Here is an 18643-nt window from a genome sequence, read left to right as displayed (position 1 = left end):
CGCCAGCCCACTTCGGCATGCCACTCCACGCTGGTTGCTAGTAATATCAATACAGGCCGCCGCCCGTCAGATGCTGGCGCGGCAGCCTGCAATGTATAAGCTGGTGGCGCCCCGGAACGGGTGGGCGCAAGCGCAACCGGATGCCGAAACGTGTCACGTCGTCGCTGGATTCTCGCTGGCTTGGCGGTTGCCGTATGTGGCGGCGCCTACTTGGTTGTGACCCTCGTCACGCACGAGGTTCGCACGTCGCAATGGCAGGCCCGGTACATGAGCCGGCTGGGCAAGTCGTTGACCTACGAACTCCAGCCCGGCGCGAGCGACAGCATCCGTTATCCCCATTCCGGTCCGTACGACGAGCGCCTGGGCTACGAGCGCCTGCCCGAGTTCGGCGAGCGCCTGCTGCGGCACGGGTTTGCCACCACCGCGCAGGTGCGCATGTCGCCCGACCTGGTGCGGCTGATGGACGAGGGCATCTTCCCGCCCTACCGCGAGAAGAACCAGGCGGGCCTGATCGTGCGCGACTGCAACGCGCTGACGCTGGCCTTCGAACGCTATCCCCAACGCCAGTACGATAGTTTCGACGGGGTGCCGAAGGTGCTGGTGGCGTCGCTGCTCTACGTCGAGAACCAGAACCTGCTCAATCCCGAGTATCCGATGATGAATCCGGCCGTGGACTGGCGCCGGTTCTCGCGCGCGGTGCTCGACCAGGCCGTGAAGCTGGCCGACCGTCACCACGACTCCGCCGGCGGCAGCACGCTGGCCACCCAGATCGAGAAATTCCGCCATTCGCCCGAGGGGCGGACCCAGTCAATTCCGGACAAGTTCCGCCAGATGACCTCGGCCTCGCTGCGCGCCTATGTCAACGGCCCCGATACCCAGCGCGCCCGCGAAAACATCGTGCTCGACTACCTGAACACGGTGCCGCTCTCCGCGCGCGTGGGACATGGCGAGGTCAACGGCATTGGTGACGGGCTGTACGTCTGGTACGGCGAGGACTTCGGCGAAGTCAACGCGCTGATCCGCAACATGGACCCGCGCCGCCCCACCCCGCGCGAGGCCCAGGCATACAAGCGCGCGTTGGCGCTGATCGTCTCGCAGCGCCGGCCCTCGTATCACCTGCGGCGCGACGATACCAACCTGGACGCACTGACCGGCAGCTACCTGCGGCTGCTGGCGGCGGCCAACACCATCACGCCGGAGTTGCGCGACGCGGCGCTGGCGCAGTCGCTGGACAAGGCAGCCCCGCCGCAGCGGCCCGATCCGGCGCCCTGGGTGACGCGCAAGGCGGTCAACCAGGTGCGCAACGATGTGTCGCAACTGCTCGGCGTGGACAACCGCTACGCGCTGGATCGCCTCGACCTGACCGTGGACAGCACCATCAACCGTGAAGTGCAACGCATGGTCACGGACACGCTGCTGCGCATCCGCAACAAGGCCGATGCCCGCGAGATGGGCCTGTACGGCAAGAACCTGCTGCGCGAGGGCGACGATCCGTCGCGGCTGGTGGCCAGTTTCACGCTGTTCGAGCGCGTGGGCAACGCCAGCCTGGTGCGGGTGCAGGCCGATAACGTCGACCAGCCGTTCGATATCAACGCCGGGGCGCGGCTGAACCTGGGCTCCACCGCCAAGCTGCGCACGCTGGTCACCTATCTGGAGGTCATCAACGAGATCTACGACCGCCACGCCAACCTGGGCCGGACCGAGCTGGCCGCGATCCAGGTGCCACGCCAGGACGCGCTGACCCGCTGGGTGATCGACACGCTGATCAAGGCCAGGACGCCGGCCGAGCGGTCACGCGGGGCCATCCTCGAAGCCGCGATGGAGCGCAAGTATTCGGGCAATGCCGGCGAGGCGTTCTACACCGGCGGCGGCATGCAGAGCTTCACGAACTTCGAGAAATGGGAGGGCGAGCGCCAGATGACGGTGCGCATGGCCTTCCAGCATTCGGTGAATCTCATCTTTATCCGGATGATGCGCGACATCGTGAAGTACGAAGTCCACCAGGCCCACCCGGAAGCCACCGCGCTGATGGAGGACCGCAACGACCCGGGCCGCCGCCCGTACCTGGAGCGTTTTGCCGACGAGGAAGGCAGTTCCTATATGACGGCGTTCTGGCAGCGCTATCGCGGCAAGACCTCGGATGAGCGACTGAACATCCTGCTAGGCCGCGTGAAGCAGCCGACGCCGCACCTGGGAGCCGTGCGCCTCTCGGTGACGCTGCTGAGTGCCCGGCCTGCCACCGACTTCGACTCCTACGCCGCCGCCGTGCGTGCGCGGCTGCCCAAGCAGAAGCAGCCATCCGAGGAGGATCTGCGCAAGCTTTACGAAAAGTACGGCAAGGACAAGTTCGACCTGAACGACAGGGGCTACCTGTCACGCATCCATCCGCTGGAGCTGTGGATGGTGGAATACCTGGGCGACCACCCCGACGCCACGTTGAGCGAGGTGCTCAAGGCCAGCGCGGACGAGCGGCAATTCGTCTACAAGTGGCTGTTCAAGACCCGCAGCAAGCTGGGGCAGGACGCCCGCATCCGCACGCTGCTGGAGAAAGAGGCGTTCGACAAGGTGGCCAAGCGCTGGCAGCGGCTCGGCTATCCGTTCGATTCGCTGACGCCGTCGTACGCCACGGCCATTGGCGCTTCGGGTGACCGCCCGGCGGCGCTGTCGGAGCTGGCCGGCATCATCCTCGGCAATGGCGTGGATGCCCAGCCATCGACGATCCGTACGTTCGCTTTTGCCGCCGACACCCCCTACGCCACCACGTACACCCTGCGCCCGGGGCAGGGCAAGGTGCTGATTGCGCCGGAGATTGCCGCGCTGGTGCGGCGCTCGATGTTCGATGTGGTGGAGAGCGGCACGGCCAAGTCGATCCGCGGGGCCTTCACGCCGGTCAGCCGGCCGGGGCAGCCCGGCGCGCCGCTGATGATTGGCGGCAAGACCGGCACGGGCGACCAGCGCTTCCAGACCTATGGCCCGGGCGGGCGGGTGATTTCGTCGCGCTCGGTCAATCGGTCGGCCACCTTCGTGTTCCTGCTGGGAGACCGCTATTTCGGCACGGTGACGATCCACGTGCGCGAACCGTACGCGGCGCGCTACGCGTTCACGAGCGCGCTGGCCGTACGCGTGCTGCGCTCGGTGGCGCCGCAGGTCGCGGCGATGGCCGCCCCGGGCAGCACCACTGCGCTGCAGCGTTGCGGCAAGGAGGAGGGTTCAGTTCTTACGGCGAACCAGGTCGTATATCACCAGTAGCACGATGGCACCGATGACCGAGGCAATCCATCCGGCGGCCTCGCCCGGCTGGTAGTACCCCATCGACCGGCCGATGTAGCTGGCCGCCAGCGCGCCGAGCACGCCAAGCAGGATGGTCATGATCCAGCCCATCTTGTCGTCGCCAGGTTTGATGGCGCGGGCGATGAGCCCCACGACAAGTCCAACCAGCACAGTACCGAGGAATGCCATCATGGTGCGCTCCCGTAGCAGTGGATGAGGCGGCGTGTGGCCGCCGGAGCATCATGCCATGAATCGATGACGGGTGGCGCATGGTGTTCTCCCCGCTCCCTCCGGGAAGGGGAGAACACCCGTGCTCAGTGCTTGCGCGAGCTGATCACCGCCTCGGCCACGTTGGCCGGGGCTTCGGCGTAGTGCTTGAACTCCATCGTGAAGGTGGCGCGGCCCTGGGTGAGGGAGCGCAGCGAGGTGGAGTAGCCGAACATCGTCGCCAGCGGCACCTCGGCGCGCACGATCTTGCCGCCGCCGCCCGCGATGTCTTCCATGCCGTGCACCATGCCGCGCCGCGAGGAGAGGTCGCCCATCACGTTGCCGGTGAATTCCTCGGGCGTTTCCACCTCCACGGACATCATCGGCTCCAGCAGCACCGGCTTGGCGCGGCGCATGCCTTCCTTGAACGCCATGGAGCCCGCCATGCGGAACGCGTTTTCGTTCGAATCCACATCGTGGTACGAGCCGAACACCAGCGTCGCCTTGACGTCCACCACCGGGTAGCCGGCCAGCACGCCAGCCTCCAGCGTCTCCTTGATGCCCTTGTCCACCGCCGGGATGAACTCGCGCGGCACCACGCCGCCCTTGATGGCGTCGACGAAGGCATAGCCGCCGCCCTGCGGCATCGGCTCGAGGTTGAGCACCACGTGGCCGTACTGGCCGCGCCCGCCCGACTGCTTGATGAACTTGCCTTCCACGTCCTTGGCCGCACCCTTGATGGTCTCGCGGTAGGCCACCTGCGGCTTGCCGACCGAGGCTTCCACGCCAAACTCGCGCTTCATCCGGTCCACCAGGATTTCCAGGTGCAGCTCGCCCATGCCCGAGATGATGGTCTGGCCGGACTCCTCGTCGGTTGCCACGCGGAACGACGGGTCTTCCTGGGCCAGCCGGTTCAGGGCGATGCCCATCTTCTCCTGGTCGGCCTTGGTCTTCGGCTCCACGGCCTGCGAGATCACCGGTTCCGGGAAGGTCATGCGTTCGAGGATGATGACCTTGTCGGGGTCGCACAGGGTGTCGCCCGTGGTGGCCTCCTTGAGGCCCACGGCCGCGGCGATATCGCCGGCGCGCACTTCCTTGATCTCGTTGCGGACGTTGGCGTGCATCTGCAGGATGCGCCCCAGCCGCTCGCGCTTGGACTTGACCGGGTTGTAGACCGTGTCGCCCGAATTCACCACGCCCGAATACACGCGGAAGAAGATCAGCTGGCCGACGAACGGGTCGGTCATGATCTTGAAGGCGAGCGCAGAGAACGGCTCCTCGTCGTTCGGGTGGCGCTCGGCCTCCTTGTCGTCCTCGGTGTGGCCGAGGATGGCGGGCACGTCCGCCGGCGACGGCAGGTAGTCGATCACCGCGTCCAGCATCGCCTGCACGCCCTTGTTCTTGAACGCGCTGCCGCATAGCATCGGTACGATTTCACCGGCGATGGTGCGCTTGCGCAGCCCGGCCTTGATCTCTTCCTCGGTCAGCGGCTCGCCGCTCAGGTAGCGCTCCAGCAGGTCCTCGCTGGCTTCGGCGGCGGCCTCGACCATCTTCTCGCGCCATGTCTGCGCGGTGGCCTGCAGCGCGGCCGGGATCTCGGTGTACTCGAAGCGCACGCCCTGGCTCGCATCGTCCCAGACGATGGCTCGCATTTTCACGAGATCGACCACGCCCTGGAAATGATCCTCGGCGCCAACCGGAATCTGGATCAGCACGGCGTTGCCCTTCAGGCGGTCGGCGATCTGGGATTGCACGCGGAAGAAGTCGGCGCCCACGCGGTCCATCTTGTTGACGAACGCGATGCGCGGCACCTTGTACTTGTTGGCCTGGCGCCAGACGGTTTCCGACTGCGGCTGCACGCCGCCCACGGCGTCATAGACCATGCAGGCGCCGTCGAGCACGCGCATGGAGCGTTCCACCTCGATGGTGAAGTCCACGTGGCCGGGGGTGTCGATGATGTTGATGCGATGCTCGGGATAATTCCCGGCCATCCCCTTCCAGAAGGCCGTGGTGGCGGCCGACGTGATGGTGATGCCGCGCTCCTGCTCCTGCTCCATCCAATCCATGGTGGCGGCCCCGTCGTGCACCTCGCCCAGCTTGTGGTTCACGCCGGTGTAGAACAGGATGCGCTCGGTCGTCGTCGTCTTGCCGGCGTCGATATGCGCGCTGATGCCGATGTTGCGATAGCGTTCGATGGGGGTCTTGCGGGGCACGGTGATTCTCCGGTTAGGGCACCACGGGCCGTTAGCGTAGCACTTCTACGAATTCCTCGTGCAGTGCCGCATGGCCGACCGGGCCCGGCCGGATCAGGCGCCGGTCAGGGCCAGCTTTGCCGCGCGTAGTCGCCGTCCCTGGCACGCACCAAAGCGGCGCGTTCTGCGGCGCGCGCATCGGTATAGAACGGCGGATCGGCCAGCGGCAGGCCGTTCTCGCGCGCGGCATCGACGAGGATCTGGAGGTACTCGGTCATGTGCGACGCCGTGTAGTCGTTGGTGTCATGAAAACTCACCACCACCGGCACCACGCCGTTCACCGGCTGGAGCCGCCGCGCGCCGATGGCCGCGCGCACCTGCTCCAGCTCGCTCACCATATGGGAGCGCCGCCGCAGGCTGATGTGCCAGCCGTAGATCTTGCCGTCGCGCGCGTTGGCGTCGGCCATGAGCATGCCCAGGCCCAGTCCCTGGTAGACGCCCCGCGTCTCATCGTTATAGGCCCAGTTGGGCGGCCGTACCAGTTGCGCCACGTGGCGGCACTGGGCGGCGATGTCCGCCTCGCCCGCGCGCAGCGACGCCGCCAGCGCGGTTGGCGCCAGCTTGGTGTGGGAGACATGGCCCTCCACCAGGCCGCTGTGCACGGCGAGCAGGTGGCCGGCGGCGCAGGTCTCGCGCATCTGGGCGCGCCCGGCCGGGCCGCCGCCCCGGCGCGGATGCGCCGTCTGGACGAAGAAGATGGCCTTGATGCCGGGCGTGATCGGGTTGTCGGCCAGCTGGCGCAGGATCAGCGGCGTGCTGCCGTCCGGGCCGGCGTCGGGGCCATCGTCGAACGTCAGCAGGAAGCGCAGCGGCGGCAGCCTGGCGGCAGGCTTGGCGAACGCCACCGGCGTGGCGCTGGCGGGCGGCTCCGGGGCCTCGGCCACGGGGAAGGCCCAATCGGCAAACCCGGACACGGGCGCGGCCAGGAACAGGGCGGCGGACAACAAGGATCGAACGACAGCAGCACGCATGCGGGAATCAGGGGAGCGGAGACGACAGCGCGCGGCCAGACCCGCACCGCGCGAGGCAGCACGATACCACCGGCCTGCGGCCCGGCCGTGGCCCACTTTGTAAGCAGGTATGTGAAGTGGTGAATGCGGTACTTATGGCGGGCGTGCGCCCGATCCTGTCAGTGTCCGTCCGAAGCCGATTTCGGCTTACGCCGCACGGTGCGTGGCAGCGGCGCTTTCTACAATGGACTGGCTTGTCCATGCGAATAGTCTGAATTTCACCCGTTCTTCCCCCGTTACCACAACAAAAAGGCGGTCACGATGCGCGCCCCGGTCCTTCGTCTTACTCGTCCCATATTGCTGATGCTGGCCGCCATGGTGGCGTCCACGGGCATGACCTTCGCCACGGCGGCCCGTGCCGACGGCCCCGGCGTTGCCTTCTCGGCCAGCCGGCCCGGCGGCGCGCTGCCGGAGGGCTGGCAGAACAAGCCCGTGGTCAGCGGCAAAACCCTCACGCGCTACACGCTGGTGGCCGACCAAGGTACGACGGTGCTCGAGGCCGACGCCGCCGGCGCGGCCTCCGGCCTGATCCACGCGGGCGATGTCGACCTCGCCGCCACGCCGGTCGTGCAATGGCGCTGGAAGGTGGCCGGCCCGATCCCGGATGCCGACAACCGCGACGCCAAGCGCGAAGACGCCCCCGCGCGGCTGGTGTTCTTCTTCGACGGCGAAAGCAGCAACCTGTCGATTGGCGAGCGCGCCGGCATGGCCATCTCGGGCGCGGTCGGCGACAAGCTGCCCTACGCCACGCTGATGTATATCTGGACCAACAGCGCCCCGGTCGGCACGGTCATCGCCAATCCGCATACCAACCGGGTGCAGATGATTGTGGTGGGCGGGGCGGCCGATGCCGGCAAATGGCAGAAGCTGCGCCGCAATGTGAGTGCGGACTTCCAGAAAGTCTTCCGCGAGAAGCCGGGCAAGCTGCTGGGTTATGGCCTGATGACCGATACCGACAACACCGGCGCCAACGCGCGCGCCTGGTACGGCGACATCCGCTTTACCGCGCGCTAGATGCCGGGCGGCGGCGTGCGCGCGATGGCGGCGCGGATCGCCTCGGCCACGCGCACGGTCAGTTGCGGGGCCAGCTGCGGATCATCCTCGATGCCGGCGGCCTCGCGCACGCTGACCACCTTGGCCGGGTCGTAGTGCCGGCCGCTTCCGATGGCGTCCTCGAACGCATTGGCGCGGGCATTGATCTCGACCGGGTCCGCGCTCACCAGCAGGATGGCGTGCGCCAGCACCAGATGGCGCTGGCCATCGGCCGACTGCGCGGCGGCCGGCGCGCGGCGCCAGTACTGCGCGGTGCCGGCGATCTTGCGCGCGAGAACGCTCATCCCCCCGCCCGGCCCCCAGGCCAGGTTGTAGCGCCCGTCGCAGAACGACCCCTCCACCGCCTGCCAGTGCGTCTCCACGCCCAGCTGGCGCAGCCCGTCCGCCAGCACATCGCACAGGTGGATATAGACGGGCTCCATCCACGTAGCCGCCCCCTTCGGCACCGCGTAGGCCAGGCTCACGTTCAGGATGCCCGGCCCCTGCGGCACCAGCCCGCCGCCCGACATGCGCAGCCAGACCGGGCAGCCCCGGGCGGCAAAGTCCGCGCGGGCGGCCTCGATGCCGGGCTGGCGCAGGTAGCTGCGCGGAATCACCAGCGACAGCGGCGCCTCCCACAGCTGCGCCACCGGGCCGCGCAGGGCGGCGTGGTCCAGCAGCGCCAGTTCGCCCTGCAGCGGATCGGCCTCGGTCGGGTCTGGATCGATGAAGGAGAAGGCGGACGGCTGAGCGGTCATGGCAGGGGCTCCAGGTGGACAGTGCTGCGCAATTTTCCCGATCATCGCGCATATTGGCCACCCGTTGCTAACGGAAGCTAAGGGAATGGGGATGTGGCGTCGTTAATCCCAGGGAATTCCCAACAGACTCCCGACCATGAACCGTCTCACACTGAACACCAAACTCTGGGCGGCGCTTGCCGTCATGTGGCTGCTGCTGCTCGCGCTGGGTACCTGGAACGCCTTCCACGCCAGGTCCGTGATGATGGGCGAGCGGCGCGAGAGCCTGCAGTCGCTGGTCGCCACCGGCGAAGGCATCGTCAAGATGTACGCGGCGCGCGCCGCCAAGGGCCAGATGTCGAAGGAAGACGCCCAGACCGCCGCCAAGGACGCGCTGCGCGCGATGCGCTTCGGCCAGAACGGCTACCTGTTCATCGTCGATTCCAAGCCGCAGGTGATCCTGAACCCGGGCCTGCCGCAGACCGAGGGCAACATGGTCGGCGAGTTCAAGGACCCGGATGGCGTCTACGTCTACCGCGCCATCCTGGAGGGCGCGCGCCGCACCACCGGCCCCGAGGCCGGCTTCTCGACCTACCGTGGCCGTCTGCCCGGCACCGAGAACCCGCAGCGCAAGCTTACCTATGGCCGCCACGTGGCGGACTGGGACTGGTTCGTGGCCACCGGCGTGTTCCTGGTCGATGTGGAAGACGCGTTCCGCGCCAACCTGATCAACGCCCTGGTCAGCACGCTGCTGATTGGCGCGCTGATCGCGGCGGTGATGCTCTGGCTGATGCGCACCGTCAAACGCAGCCTCGGCGGCGAGCCGGCCTACGCGGTGGAAGCGGTCACGCGCATCGCCGGCGGCGACCTGACCGTGCCAGTGGTCGTGCGCGCTGGCGACGAGCACAGCGTGCTGGCCGCCATGCAGCGCATGCAGACCCGCCTGGCGGGCACGCTGGGCGAGATTCGCGGCGCGGCGGGCTCCATCGCCACGGCCACGGATCAGATCTCGGCGGGCAATACCGACCTCTCCCAGCGCACCGAAGAGCAGGCTTCGGCACTTGAGCAGACCGCGTCGAGCATGGAAGAGCTGACCGGCATCGTGCGCCAGAACGCGGACAACGCGCGGCAGGCCAGCGCGCTGGCCGTGAACGCCTCGGATATCGCCAACCGGGGCGGCGACGTGGTCAGCGAGGTGGTGGCGACGATGGGCGAGATCAACAACGCCTCGCGCCAGATCGTCGACATCATCGGCGTGATCGAAGGCATCGCCTTCCAGACCAATATCCTGGCGCTGAACGCCGCCGTGGAAGCGGCCCGGGCCGGCGAGCAGGGCCGGGGGTTTGCCGTGGTGGCGGGTGAGGTGCGCAGCCTGGCCCAGCGCAGCGCCAACGCCGCGAAGGAGATCAAGACGCTGATCGACAACTCGGTGGCGCAGGTGGACAACGGCTCGGTACTGGTGGCCAAGGCCGGCGAGACCATGCACGAGGTGGTGGGCGCGGTGCGCCGCGTGACTGACATCATGGGCGAGATCAGCGCGGCCTCCGCCGAGCAGAGCACCGGCATCGAGCAGGTGGGCCAGGCCGTGACGCAGATGGATTCGGTGACGCAGCAGAACGCGGCACTGGTGGAGGAAGCGGCCGCCGCCGCCCATTCGCTGGCCGAGCAGGCGCAGTCGATGATGCGCGCGGTGTCGGCGTTCCGGCTGGCGACGGCCTGATCGATCCGGCTCGTACTGAAACAAAAACCGCGGCCGGGGCCGCGGTTTTTGCTTTCTGGCGCTGGCGCTGGCGCTGACGGTTCAGGCCAGTTGCGCGGGCGAGAGCGAGAGGGCGCGCACCGCCTTCGCGGCAATCTCGAACGACTTGAGCCGCGCCGCGTGGTCGTAGATCTGGCCGGTCAGCATCAGTTCGTCCGGGCGCAGGTCGTCCACGAAACGTTGCAGGCCCTCGCGCACGGCAGCGGGGTCGCCCACCACCGAGACCGCCAGCGAGCGGCGGATGTGGTCGGCCTCGCTGGCGTCCCAGAGCGGGTCCATGTTGTCCACCGGCGGCTTGAGCTGGCCCGGCGTGCCGCGCACCAGCGCCAGGAACTGCTGCTGGAGCGACGAGAACAGCCGGCGCGCCTCGTCGCCGGTATCGGCGGCGAATACGTTGACGCCGAGCATCACGTGCGGGCGGTCCAGCTGTTCGGACGGGCGGAAGGTGCGCCGGTACAGGTCCACGGCCTGGCGCATGAAGCCGGGCGCAAAGTGCGATGCGAACGCGAACGGCAGCCCCATCGCGGCGGACAGCTGCGCGCTGAACAGGCTCGAGCCGAGCAGCCACAGCGGCACCTTCAGGCCCGCGCCGGGCACCGCGCGCAGGCGCTGGCCCGGGCGCACCTCATCGAAATAGGCCTGCAGTTCTTCTACATCCTGCGGGAAGGTGTCGGCGCTGTCGTGGCTCAACTGGCGGCGCAGCGCGCGCGCGGTGGCCTGGTCGGAGCCGGGCGCGCGGCCCAGCCCGAGGTCGATGCGGCCCGGATACAGCGCGGCCAGCGTGCCGAACTGCTCGGCAATCACCAGCGGCGAGTGGTTCGGCAGCATCACGCCGCCCGAGCCGACGCGGATGGTGGACGTGCCATTCGCCACGTAGCCGATCAGCACGGACGTGGCGGCGCTGGCAATGCCGGGCATGTTGTGATGTTCGGCCAGCCAGAAGCGGCGATAGCCAAGGCGTTCGGCGTGCTGCGCCAGGTCCAGCGTGTTGCGCATGGCCTGGCCGGCATCGCTGCCTTCCACGATCGGTGAAAGGTCGAGCAGGGAATACGGAATCATGGATGCGGGACGCGGCCGGGGTGACCGGCGCGCCATGTGGAGAGGGAAACGGGGCTATGGTAGTCACGCGCGCCGAATCGTGCTGGCGCCGGCCAAGTAGCCCTGCTGACCGTGGGGGCTAGGTGAACAGCCGCTGCGCCATGGGCCCCTGTGCAATGCGCCGGCCGATGTCGAACCCGAGCGCGCGGTAGCTTTCCCACTGCGCTTCGTCGAAGAACTGGTCGGCGGTGCCCTGCTGCGGGAAGTCGCGATGGACCGCGCCGTACTGGCGCACATCGGCCGGCGCGGTGGGCGTGAGGCGCGGCTTGAGCAGGATGATGCGGGTGACCGGCGGGGCGTCCGGCGCGCCACCCTGGCCGGCCACATAGGCATTGAGCAGCAGCCCGACCTTCGTCCGGCTTTCCGGGCTGGCATCGGCGGCAAAGTCGTCCAGGGTGCCGAACACGGTCTTGAGCACCGGGTCGCTCGCGGCGGCGGTGTCCACGACGATCTCGAGCCCGAAGTCGATGCGGGCCAGCCGGATCAGGTTGGCGAGATCCTTGAAGCGGTAGTCGGCGTCGCAGCCGCAGTCGCACAGCACGATCAGCGCCACGCGCCGCTCCGGGCGCAGCAGTTCATAGACGGCGGTGTTCTCAAAATGGCCGCCATCGGACAGGTACTGCCAGCCCCGGCGCGTGCCGTGGAAGCGCGCGGCGAGTTCGCACCCCAGGTAGTACTGCGTGCGGAACAGCCCGGTCAGCACGCCGAGCGTGGGCCGCGCGCGCCCTGCCGTGCCGCGCCGGCGCATCGGGGCGTGCGCGCCGCCGCTATCCAGCCGCGATGGCCACCAGACGCCGAGCCGCAGGTTGGCGAACCCCATCAGCAGCGAGGTGCCCAGCGTGGAGGCGCGGCCGAGGCCGGTGGAGATGGCGGCGCCCGAGATCGCCACCCAGTCGCCCACGGTGCGCGCGTGGGCCATCTCGCCGGGATGGCGGCGGAAGGTGCGTTCCTGCGACATCGCGCAGCAAGGCCGTCCATCGACGCTGAATCGCACGTAGGTGTCGGCGGGCAGGTGCTGCGGGGCGCCCGGCTGGGCCAGCGCGGGGCCCGGCGAGACGCAGAGCGGCTTGCCCTTGCGGTCGCGCTGCACGAGCTGCTCGGCGGGATCGACGGTCAGGTTCAGCGTGACGTTGATCAGGTGCAGCGGCGCCAGCACGCGGGGATCGTAATAGTCGTTGAGGCTCAGGGCGTCGTCCGGGGCGGGCTCGGCCACGCTGAAGCGCTGGCGCGTCTCCCGGCTGTCCGCCGCGGCGGTGAAGCGGTTGCCGTTGGAGGCGCCCAGGTACGCGCGCGTGAGCCGGGAGGCATAGAACGACTGGAGCGTGGACAGGTTCAGGAAGCCCGCGAAGCGCCCCACCACCATTGCCATGACCAGCGCGAGCCCCGTCAGCACGGCCAGTGCGGGCGTGGTCCAGGCCTTGCCGAAGACGAGCCAGTCGACCGGCTCGCCGCCGTCCCATCGCACCCAGAGCACGATCCACGACCAGAGCACGAAGACGAGCAGCGCCAGCACCGCCGCCAGCGCCCCGGCCAGCAGCGAGACGGGCAGGCGGCCCAGCATCGCGCGCCAGGACGAATCGCCGGCGCCCTTGTGGCCGTTATCGAGCAGATTGGCGCCATAGCGGACCAGCCAGACCAGCACGCCCAGCGAGCCGGCCGGGCCGAGCGCGCCCCACGGGTGCTCGGCCAGATAGCTATAGAGATAGCAGGTGCGCGCGGCGGTATCGGCAAGGCCCAGCGCGGCCAGCGCGCCGGTGACCCCCATCGCCGTGCGCAGCGCCCGCGTGGCGCGCACGCGGAACATGGTCACCGAGCGCGGGGCCGGCATCACCATGACCAGGCAAGCCGCCACCCCCAGCCAGGCCAGGATGCCGATGGCGAAGCAGGCGTACGCCAGTTGGGGCGACGGCTGCAGGCGCTGGAACCACCATGCGGTGGCCAGGAAGGCCGCGCCGATCAGCGCCGCGAGCAGCACGGCGTTGTTCAGCACCCGTACAGGCTGGCGCGGGTCGTCCGAACGCGGGTAGACCAGCCAGAACGCGATACCGGGCGGCACGGCGAACAGCAGCGCCGACGCCACCGGCAGCCACAGCAGGGGACTCCACCAGATGGCCAGCCGTTCGTTGTAGAACGCCTGGCGTGCGGCGTAGAGCAGGTCCATCTCGTTGCGGGCCAGTCCGTGCCACGCGCCCGTGGCCAGGTGCAGGCCCAGCGCCAGCGCGGCCAGCAGCACCAGTAGTGCGCTGCCAATCACATATTGCATGGCCAGCCAGTTGCGCACCACCACGGCGGCGGCGTAGAGGTTGTCGCCCGCGCCGGTGGGGGTGAGGTAGCGGCCGTTCTCGCGCAGCCACGCCACGGCGGCCCGGCCCGGTGTCTCGGCATAGGAGACCGAGGTGTGGATGCGGCCCGGCGGTTCGTATTGCATCGTCCGGTAGGCGTCCTGCGCGGCCTGCACGGCGCCGGTGCCGCGCCGCAGCCGGCCGGGCACGAACAGGCTGACGAAGAACGCGCCAAGGTAGCCGCCGCCGCTGACGGTGGAGAGATAGTCGAACTGGGCCAGCAGCGATTGGGTGCCGGCCACGGTGGGGGAGGGCGGGGTGTCGAGGGGTGTTCGGGCGGGAGTCTGGGCAGGATTCGGCGCTTCGGCCAGCGCCTGCATGACGCCGAGGCAGAACGTGGCGCTGCGGATGCCGCCGCCGGAGAGGGCGAGCGCGTAGGTCTGGCCGGCGTTGTGCCGGGGGATCTCGAGCATGCGCCGGCGGTGCGCCACGCGCGCGGCTTCATCGTCCCAACCCGGGTCTTCGCCTGGCATGCCGCCCTCCCTGCACAATGGCCTGGGCCAAGTATAGGAAGCGGCGGTTGATCCGGGGGGACTGCGGGTGGATTAGTGCGCGGCGGCTTGCTTGGTGGGGTCGTTGCTGGCCTCGTCGGACTGGGTCGACAAGGCGCCCTGCAGGCGCTTCCATTCGTCGAACCCGCCCGCCAGCGCCCAGGTGCGGCGGTATCCCGCCACACGCAGCCGCTCCGCCAGTACGGCGGCGGACATCTCATGAGGGCAGGCGCAATAGACCACGATGTCATGTTCGGGCGAATGTTCGCCCAGGGCTTCCAGCGGCGCGTGCAGCTCCATGACCAGCGCGCCGGGAATCCGCTCGATGGGGGCCACGCCATGCGCGCGCACGTCCACCACCAGTGGCGGCGCGCCCGCCGAGCGGCGCGACTCCAGCTCCATCACCGTCATCCGCGGAATCCGGCCGGTGCGGCGCAGCAGGCGCCAGCGCAGCCAGAAGCGCCAGGCAATGAACAGCGCGAACGCGCCGCCCGCGACCAGCACGGCGATATGGCCGTAGGTGCTGAACGCGGCCAGGATCGTATCGACGAAATCACTGAACACCACGCCCGCCAGCAGGGCCCCGCCGGCCCAGACCAGCGCGCCGAGGGCGTCGTAGAACAGGAAGGTCATGAACGGCGTGGAGGTCATGCCGGCCATGGCCGTGGAGAGCGCCCCGGCGCCGGGCAGCAGCTTGGCGAAGACCAGCGAGCGGGGCCCCACGCGCAGGTACAGCGACTGGGTCTGCCGGATGCAGGTGTCGGGGGAGAGGGAGACGCGGCAGATCGTGCGCAGCATCGGCTGGCCCAGCCGCTTGCCGGCGAAGTACCACGCCGTATCGGCGATCAGGCAGGCGGAGATCACCGCGAACAGCACGGCGCCAATCGACGGACCAGACTCCTGCATCGACAGCGCACCCGCCACGAACATCATCGGATAGGCCGGCACCGGCAGGCCGGCCTGCTCGGCCAGCACGCTCAGGAACACCAGGGACAGCCCGTGGCTGTCCAGCAAGGCCTGCAAATCACCCACGACATGTCTCCCGCCAGAAAAGGGGTCCGGCGCGAAAAGAAGGGGGGCGGCCGGATGGACCCACAGTGTGCCAGCGCCACGGGCGGCGTGCACTGCCATGATGCGGACAGGGTCATCAAGTTCCTTGAATGTGGCTGGACGGCGACGTGCCATCGCCCGGATCCGGGCTGCCGGCGTGGGCGGGGGCGCCGGGTGCGGCCGCTTGCAGGGCGATCAGCGCGTCGTTGAATTCGGTCACGATGGCGACATAGCGCGGCAGTAGCGCATCGATCACGGCGCGTTTGCCCTGGCGCGCGGCGGACTCCAGCGACTTGCCAGCCGCCACGAGCGTCGGGCAGCGGGCCAGCGCGGCGCTGCCCTTGGTGCGGTGCACGGCGCGCTGCACGCCGGTCCAGTCGCCCGTTGCCACCGTCCGCTGCAGGTTGGCCATGTCTGCCTCGGTGGTCTCGATCAGCCGCGCGAGCAGCATCCGGTAGAGCGCGGGGTCGTCCCGCGCCGCGTTGGCCACCGCCGTGCCCATGGCCTCGCGTTCGGCGCGGGGCAGAACCCGGCGGGCCCCGGCGTGGGTCATGGCGCGAGTCATGGCGTCAGGTGGCAACGGCGGGCGAAGTCGACCAGATCGACCAGGGATTCGGCGCGCAGCTTGGCCATGATGCGCGCCTTGTAGCTGCTGACGGTCTTGTTGCTGATGAACAGCGCGTTGCCGATGATCTTGTTGCTCATACCGCGCGCGAGCATGCGCAGGATGACCACTTCCTTGTCCGACAACTTGCGCAGGCCTTCGTCGTCGCTGACCATGCGGGACTCGCGCGAGGAGTCGCTGAACGAGATGGCCGTGGCGGGATTGGCGCTCGCGCCGTTCGGGAACACGGTAAAGCCGCCGAGCACGCTTTCCACGCAGCGGACGATGGCGTCCATGTCCTGCGTCTTGCTGATGAAGCCCTGCGCGCCGGCCTGGTAGGCGCGTGCGGCGAACGGCGTGGGGTTCTGGGCGGTCAGGATCAGGATGCGCACGCCCGGGTGGAGCGCGCGCATGCGCGGCGTGGCATCTAGCCCGCTCATGCGGGGGATGTCGAGATCCAGCACAACGAGGTCGGGTTTGTGTCGACGCACTGCCTCGATGGCGCTCTGGCCGTTGTCGGCTTCGAGCAGCACATTCACGCCCAGCAGCTGCGAGAGACGGGCGCACATGGCAAGCCGCAGCGCGGGGTGATCGTCAACGATCAGGATGGTTGTCATGCGTTACTGCCTTGCGGCCGCGCCACGCGGGCGGGCCAGGGGTCATCACTGACTGGGCAGTATATGGAGATAGCGCCGCTCCGTTTGTGGGAAGTTTCCGCAATCGCTGTGTGAAATTTCCCCAATTGGGCCGCACTAGATCCAGATCATGTTCGCGTCACATTTTTTGTCACCCATAGGCTACGGGTTATCCCAAAAAAATAGCGGCCCTCCACCAACATGGGGGGCCGCAAATCGGGAATGCGAGGAGGTCAGAATCCTCAAGAAGTGTTATCGGCACCTCAGGGCGACGCTAATCCCTACTTAGGTGGGGCCAGCGTCACACGACCTTCCTCTGTCAGGCGATGAGCCGATCCGGATGATTGGCCGGCCCCGTCGCGGCCCGCACGCGCCGCACGCCGGCTTCCATCTCCGCGTGCGCGGCGTCCAGCCACGCGATGCGGTGGCGCACGGGGTCGTTAGGTGACAGATCGTGGGCGGAAATCTCGCGCAGGAAATACCGGACCATGCTGCCGGCGCGCGCGGGCACCGGCATCATGCCCAGCATCTGGCTCCGATCGATCAGACCCAGCCCGGCGGCATGCCGCAGTCCCGCCCACGCCGTACGCCCGAGACCAATATAGAGCGCGCGTCGATGGCACTGCCCGAGCCGCGCGAGGAAGAGCGACTCGAAGACGGTGCGGAGCATGGGCACATCGAGCAGTTCGTCGAGCGGGCCGTCGAACGCGAGCCCGCGCCGCGTGGTGGCATGGGGCAGGAGCGCAAGCGGCTGGATGGCGTCGAAGCCATCGTTCCACAAGGCGGCCGCGTGCGGTTGCCCGATCAGCTCGGGCACGCGGAAGTGGTCGAGCATGCGGATCAGGTTGGGCCGTACGAGCCGGCCGCCCAGTTCCACGCGCCGTTTGTTCTCGCGCTGGATGCTCCGCCCGGGCGTATGCGCGAGCAGCAGTTCCTCCGTGACCGACGCGGCGAGCCGCACGTGGGTGTGGCCCGGCGTGGTGCTCACCAGCACCAGGCGCGCACCGGCGTTCCGATGCTCGAACGGCACGTAAGCCATGGTGTACGTCCCGTCCTGATCCACCATCACGGGTTTGTCCGCAATGGCTCGCGCGCCGCCACGCCGGATGCGCGCGCAATACTCTTCGATGTAGTTCGCCAAGATGTCCCCGCTCCAATGCTTCCCTGCTGCTTGCTGCCATGTCTTGTTTTGGCTTCATGTTAAGCCGCGGTACATGGCTAAGAAAGCGCCCAAGTGGCGTCCGGAGCGCGTTACAACACAGGCTTGGTTGGCGAGCGAACCAATGAGACCAGATGGCCCTACGTATGAGGGGATCGCGGGATGTGGATCGCGCTGTAGGACAACGTTGCGCGACGGTTGGGTCAGGATGATGACGGGGGGAGCGGCCGCTGGAGCCGCCAGCAAAAAAGGCCGGACACGAAACGTGTCCGGTAACCCATTTGCTGACTCAGGTCGTGTCAGAAACCCGAGAACTCAAATGATAACCATTATCATTTGCCGGGTCAATGAATACGACGTCGCCTTCAGGCGGTGAGCGTGGTCTCGATCGAAATCTGGGCGGACAGCGATTTGTGCACCGGGCACTTGTTGGCCACGCGTAGCAGATCTTCGCGCACGTTCGGCGGCAGCTCGCCATCGATTCTGACGGTGCGGATCATCTTGTAGGTGCCTGGTGCCTCCTCGTGCCGGACCGAGACGTGTACCTCGCGCAGGTCATAGCCCTTGCGCTTGGCGTAGACCTGGAGCGTGAGCGTGGTGCATGCTGCCAGCGCGGAGTCGAGCAGATCGTGGGGGTTCGGCAGCGACGGGTCGCCTGCGGGGGCATCGAGGTCCGCGCGCCACGTGGCGGTCTCATTGCGCAGGTCGCAGGCGCTCGCGCCCGAGGCGGCCAGCCAGGTTGCTTCGATTGTCATGGGTGATTGTCCTCAGGAGATGGGAGGGCGGGAACCGGTCCCGGACTGATGATTCTATATATAGGGGGCCGACATCGCGCCGAGGAGGTGCCGTGATCGTCATTTCCAGAAAAATCTGAAGTTTTGATGACAAACCCCTTGCCAGCCTGCGCTGGCTCCCTTAATATTCGCCCCCTCGCAACACAAACCGCGCTGCAAACGCAGCAGCGACAAGGGTTGCGGGGTTGATGGGTGGTCGGGCT

General features: G+C 68.2%; 14 protein-coding genes. 3 read left to right on the top strand and 11 right to left on the bottom strand.

The features are described 5' to 3' along the window. Positions 1–150: 150 nt before the first annotated feature. Positions 151–3249 (top strand): transglycosylase domain-containing protein, encoded by a 3099-nt coding sequence (locus KHO18_RS16620; protein WP_211943576.1) that lies wholly within the window; start codon positions 151–153, stop codon positions 3247–3249. On the opposite strand, the gene KHO18_RS16615 is transcribed toward KHO18_RS16620, so the two are convergent. From KHO18_RS16615 to KHO18_RS16605, 3 genes are all read right to left on the bottom strand, one after another. Further along, positions 3211–3462, bottom strand: coding sequence for a GlsB/YeaQ/YmgE family stress response membrane protein (locus KHO18_RS16615; RefSeq protein ID WP_144203285.1), 252 nt, complete (start codon positions 3460–3462; stop codon positions 3211–3213). The two genes, KHO18_RS16620 and KHO18_RS16615, sit on opposite strands and share 39 nt — an antisense overlap. A gap of 122 nt (positions 3463–3584) precedes the next feature. Beyond that, a complete protein-coding gene (gene fusA, locus KHO18_RS16610) occupies positions 3585–5690 on the bottom strand; it encodes an elongation factor G (RefSeq protein WP_144203287.1) in 2106 nt (701 codons plus the stop codon). Between the two features lie 104 nt (positions 5691–5794). Then, positions 5795–6700 (bottom strand): polysaccharide deacetylase family protein, encoded by a 906-nt coding sequence (locus tag KHO18_RS16605; RefSeq protein ID WP_144203289.1) that lies wholly within the window; start codon positions 6698–6700, stop codon positions 5795–5797. 342 nt (positions 6701–7042) lie between these two features. On the opposite strand from KHO18_RS16605, the gene KHO18_RS16600 reads away from it, so the two are divergent. Next, positions 7043–7753: a DUF3047 domain-containing protein gene (locus tag KHO18_RS16600; protein ID WP_244844862.1), complete on the top strand. Its 711-nt coding sequence runs from the start codon at positions 7043–7045 to the stop codon at positions 7751–7753. Here KHO18_RS16600 and KHO18_RS16595 read toward each other — a convergent pair. Beyond that, entirely contained in the window at positions 7750–8529 is a 780-nt protein-coding gene (locus KHO18_RS16595; RefSeq protein ID WP_211943575.1) for a lipoate--protein ligase family protein, read from the bottom strand. The two genes, KHO18_RS16600 and KHO18_RS16595, sit on opposite strands and share 4 nt — an antisense overlap. A gap of 136 nt (positions 8530–8665) precedes the next feature. Here KHO18_RS16595 and KHO18_RS16590 point away from each other — a divergent pair, with 136 nt between their 5' ends. Next, positions 8666–10228 carry a methyl-accepting chemotaxis protein gene (locus tag KHO18_RS16590; protein ID WP_144203293.1) on the top strand — a complete coding sequence of 521 codons (1563 nt, stop codon included), beginning with the start codon at positions 8666–8668 and terminating at the stop codon, positions 10226–10228. An 81-nt stretch (positions 10229–10309) separates the two neighbouring features. Here the strand turns inward: KHO18_RS16590 and KHO18_RS16585 are convergent, their stop codons facing one another. From KHO18_RS16585 to KHO18_RS16555, 7 genes are all read right to left on the bottom strand, one after another. Further along, on the bottom strand, positions 10310–11326 hold the full coding sequence (locus KHO18_RS16585; RefSeq protein ID WP_144203294.1) for an LLM class flavin-dependent oxidoreductase: 1017 nt from the start codon (positions 11324–11326) through the stop codon (positions 10310–10312). Between the two features lie 118 nt (positions 11327–11444). Beyond that, a complete protein-coding gene (locus KHO18_RS16580; protein ID WP_211943574.1) occupies positions 11445–14180 on the bottom strand; it encodes a patatin-like phospholipase domain-containing protein in 2736 nt (911 codons plus the stop codon). 72 nt (positions 14181–14252) lie between these two features. Then, entirely contained in the window at positions 14253–15230 is a 978-nt protein-coding gene (locus tag KHO18_RS16575) for a DedA family protein/thiosulfate sulfurtransferase GlpE (protein ID WP_211943573.1), read from the bottom strand. Positions 15231–15345: 115 nt separating this feature from the next. Next, positions 15346–15801 (bottom strand): Hpt domain-containing protein, encoded by a 456-nt coding sequence (locus KHO18_RS16570; protein ID WP_211943572.1) that lies wholly within the window; start codon positions 15799–15801, stop codon positions 15346–15348. 8 nt (positions 15802–15809) lie between these two features. Next, entirely contained in the window at positions 15810–16469 is a 660-nt protein-coding gene (locus tag KHO18_RS16565; protein ID WP_144203302.1) for a response regulator transcription factor, read from the bottom strand. A 337-nt stretch (positions 16470–16806) separates the two neighbouring features. Continuing rightward, on the bottom strand, positions 16807–17628 hold the full coding sequence (locus KHO18_RS16560) for a hypothetical protein (RefSeq protein ID WP_144203304.1): 822 nt from the start codon (positions 17626–17628) through the stop codon (positions 16807–16809). Between the two features lie 383 nt (positions 17629–18011). Next, positions 18012–18401, bottom strand: coding sequence for an OsmC family protein (locus KHO18_RS16555; protein WP_144203306.1), 390 nt, complete (start codon positions 18399–18401; stop codon positions 18012–18014). Positions 18402–18643: the final 242 nt, after the last annotated feature.

This window comes from Cupriavidus campinensis, assembly GCF_905397395.1.
In the GTDB taxonomy this organism is placed as follows: Bacteria; Pseudomonadota; Gammaproteobacteria; order Burkholderiales; family Burkholderiaceae; genus Cupriavidus; species Cupriavidus campinensis.
This window is presented reverse-complemented; position numbering and strand designations above follow the sequence as displayed.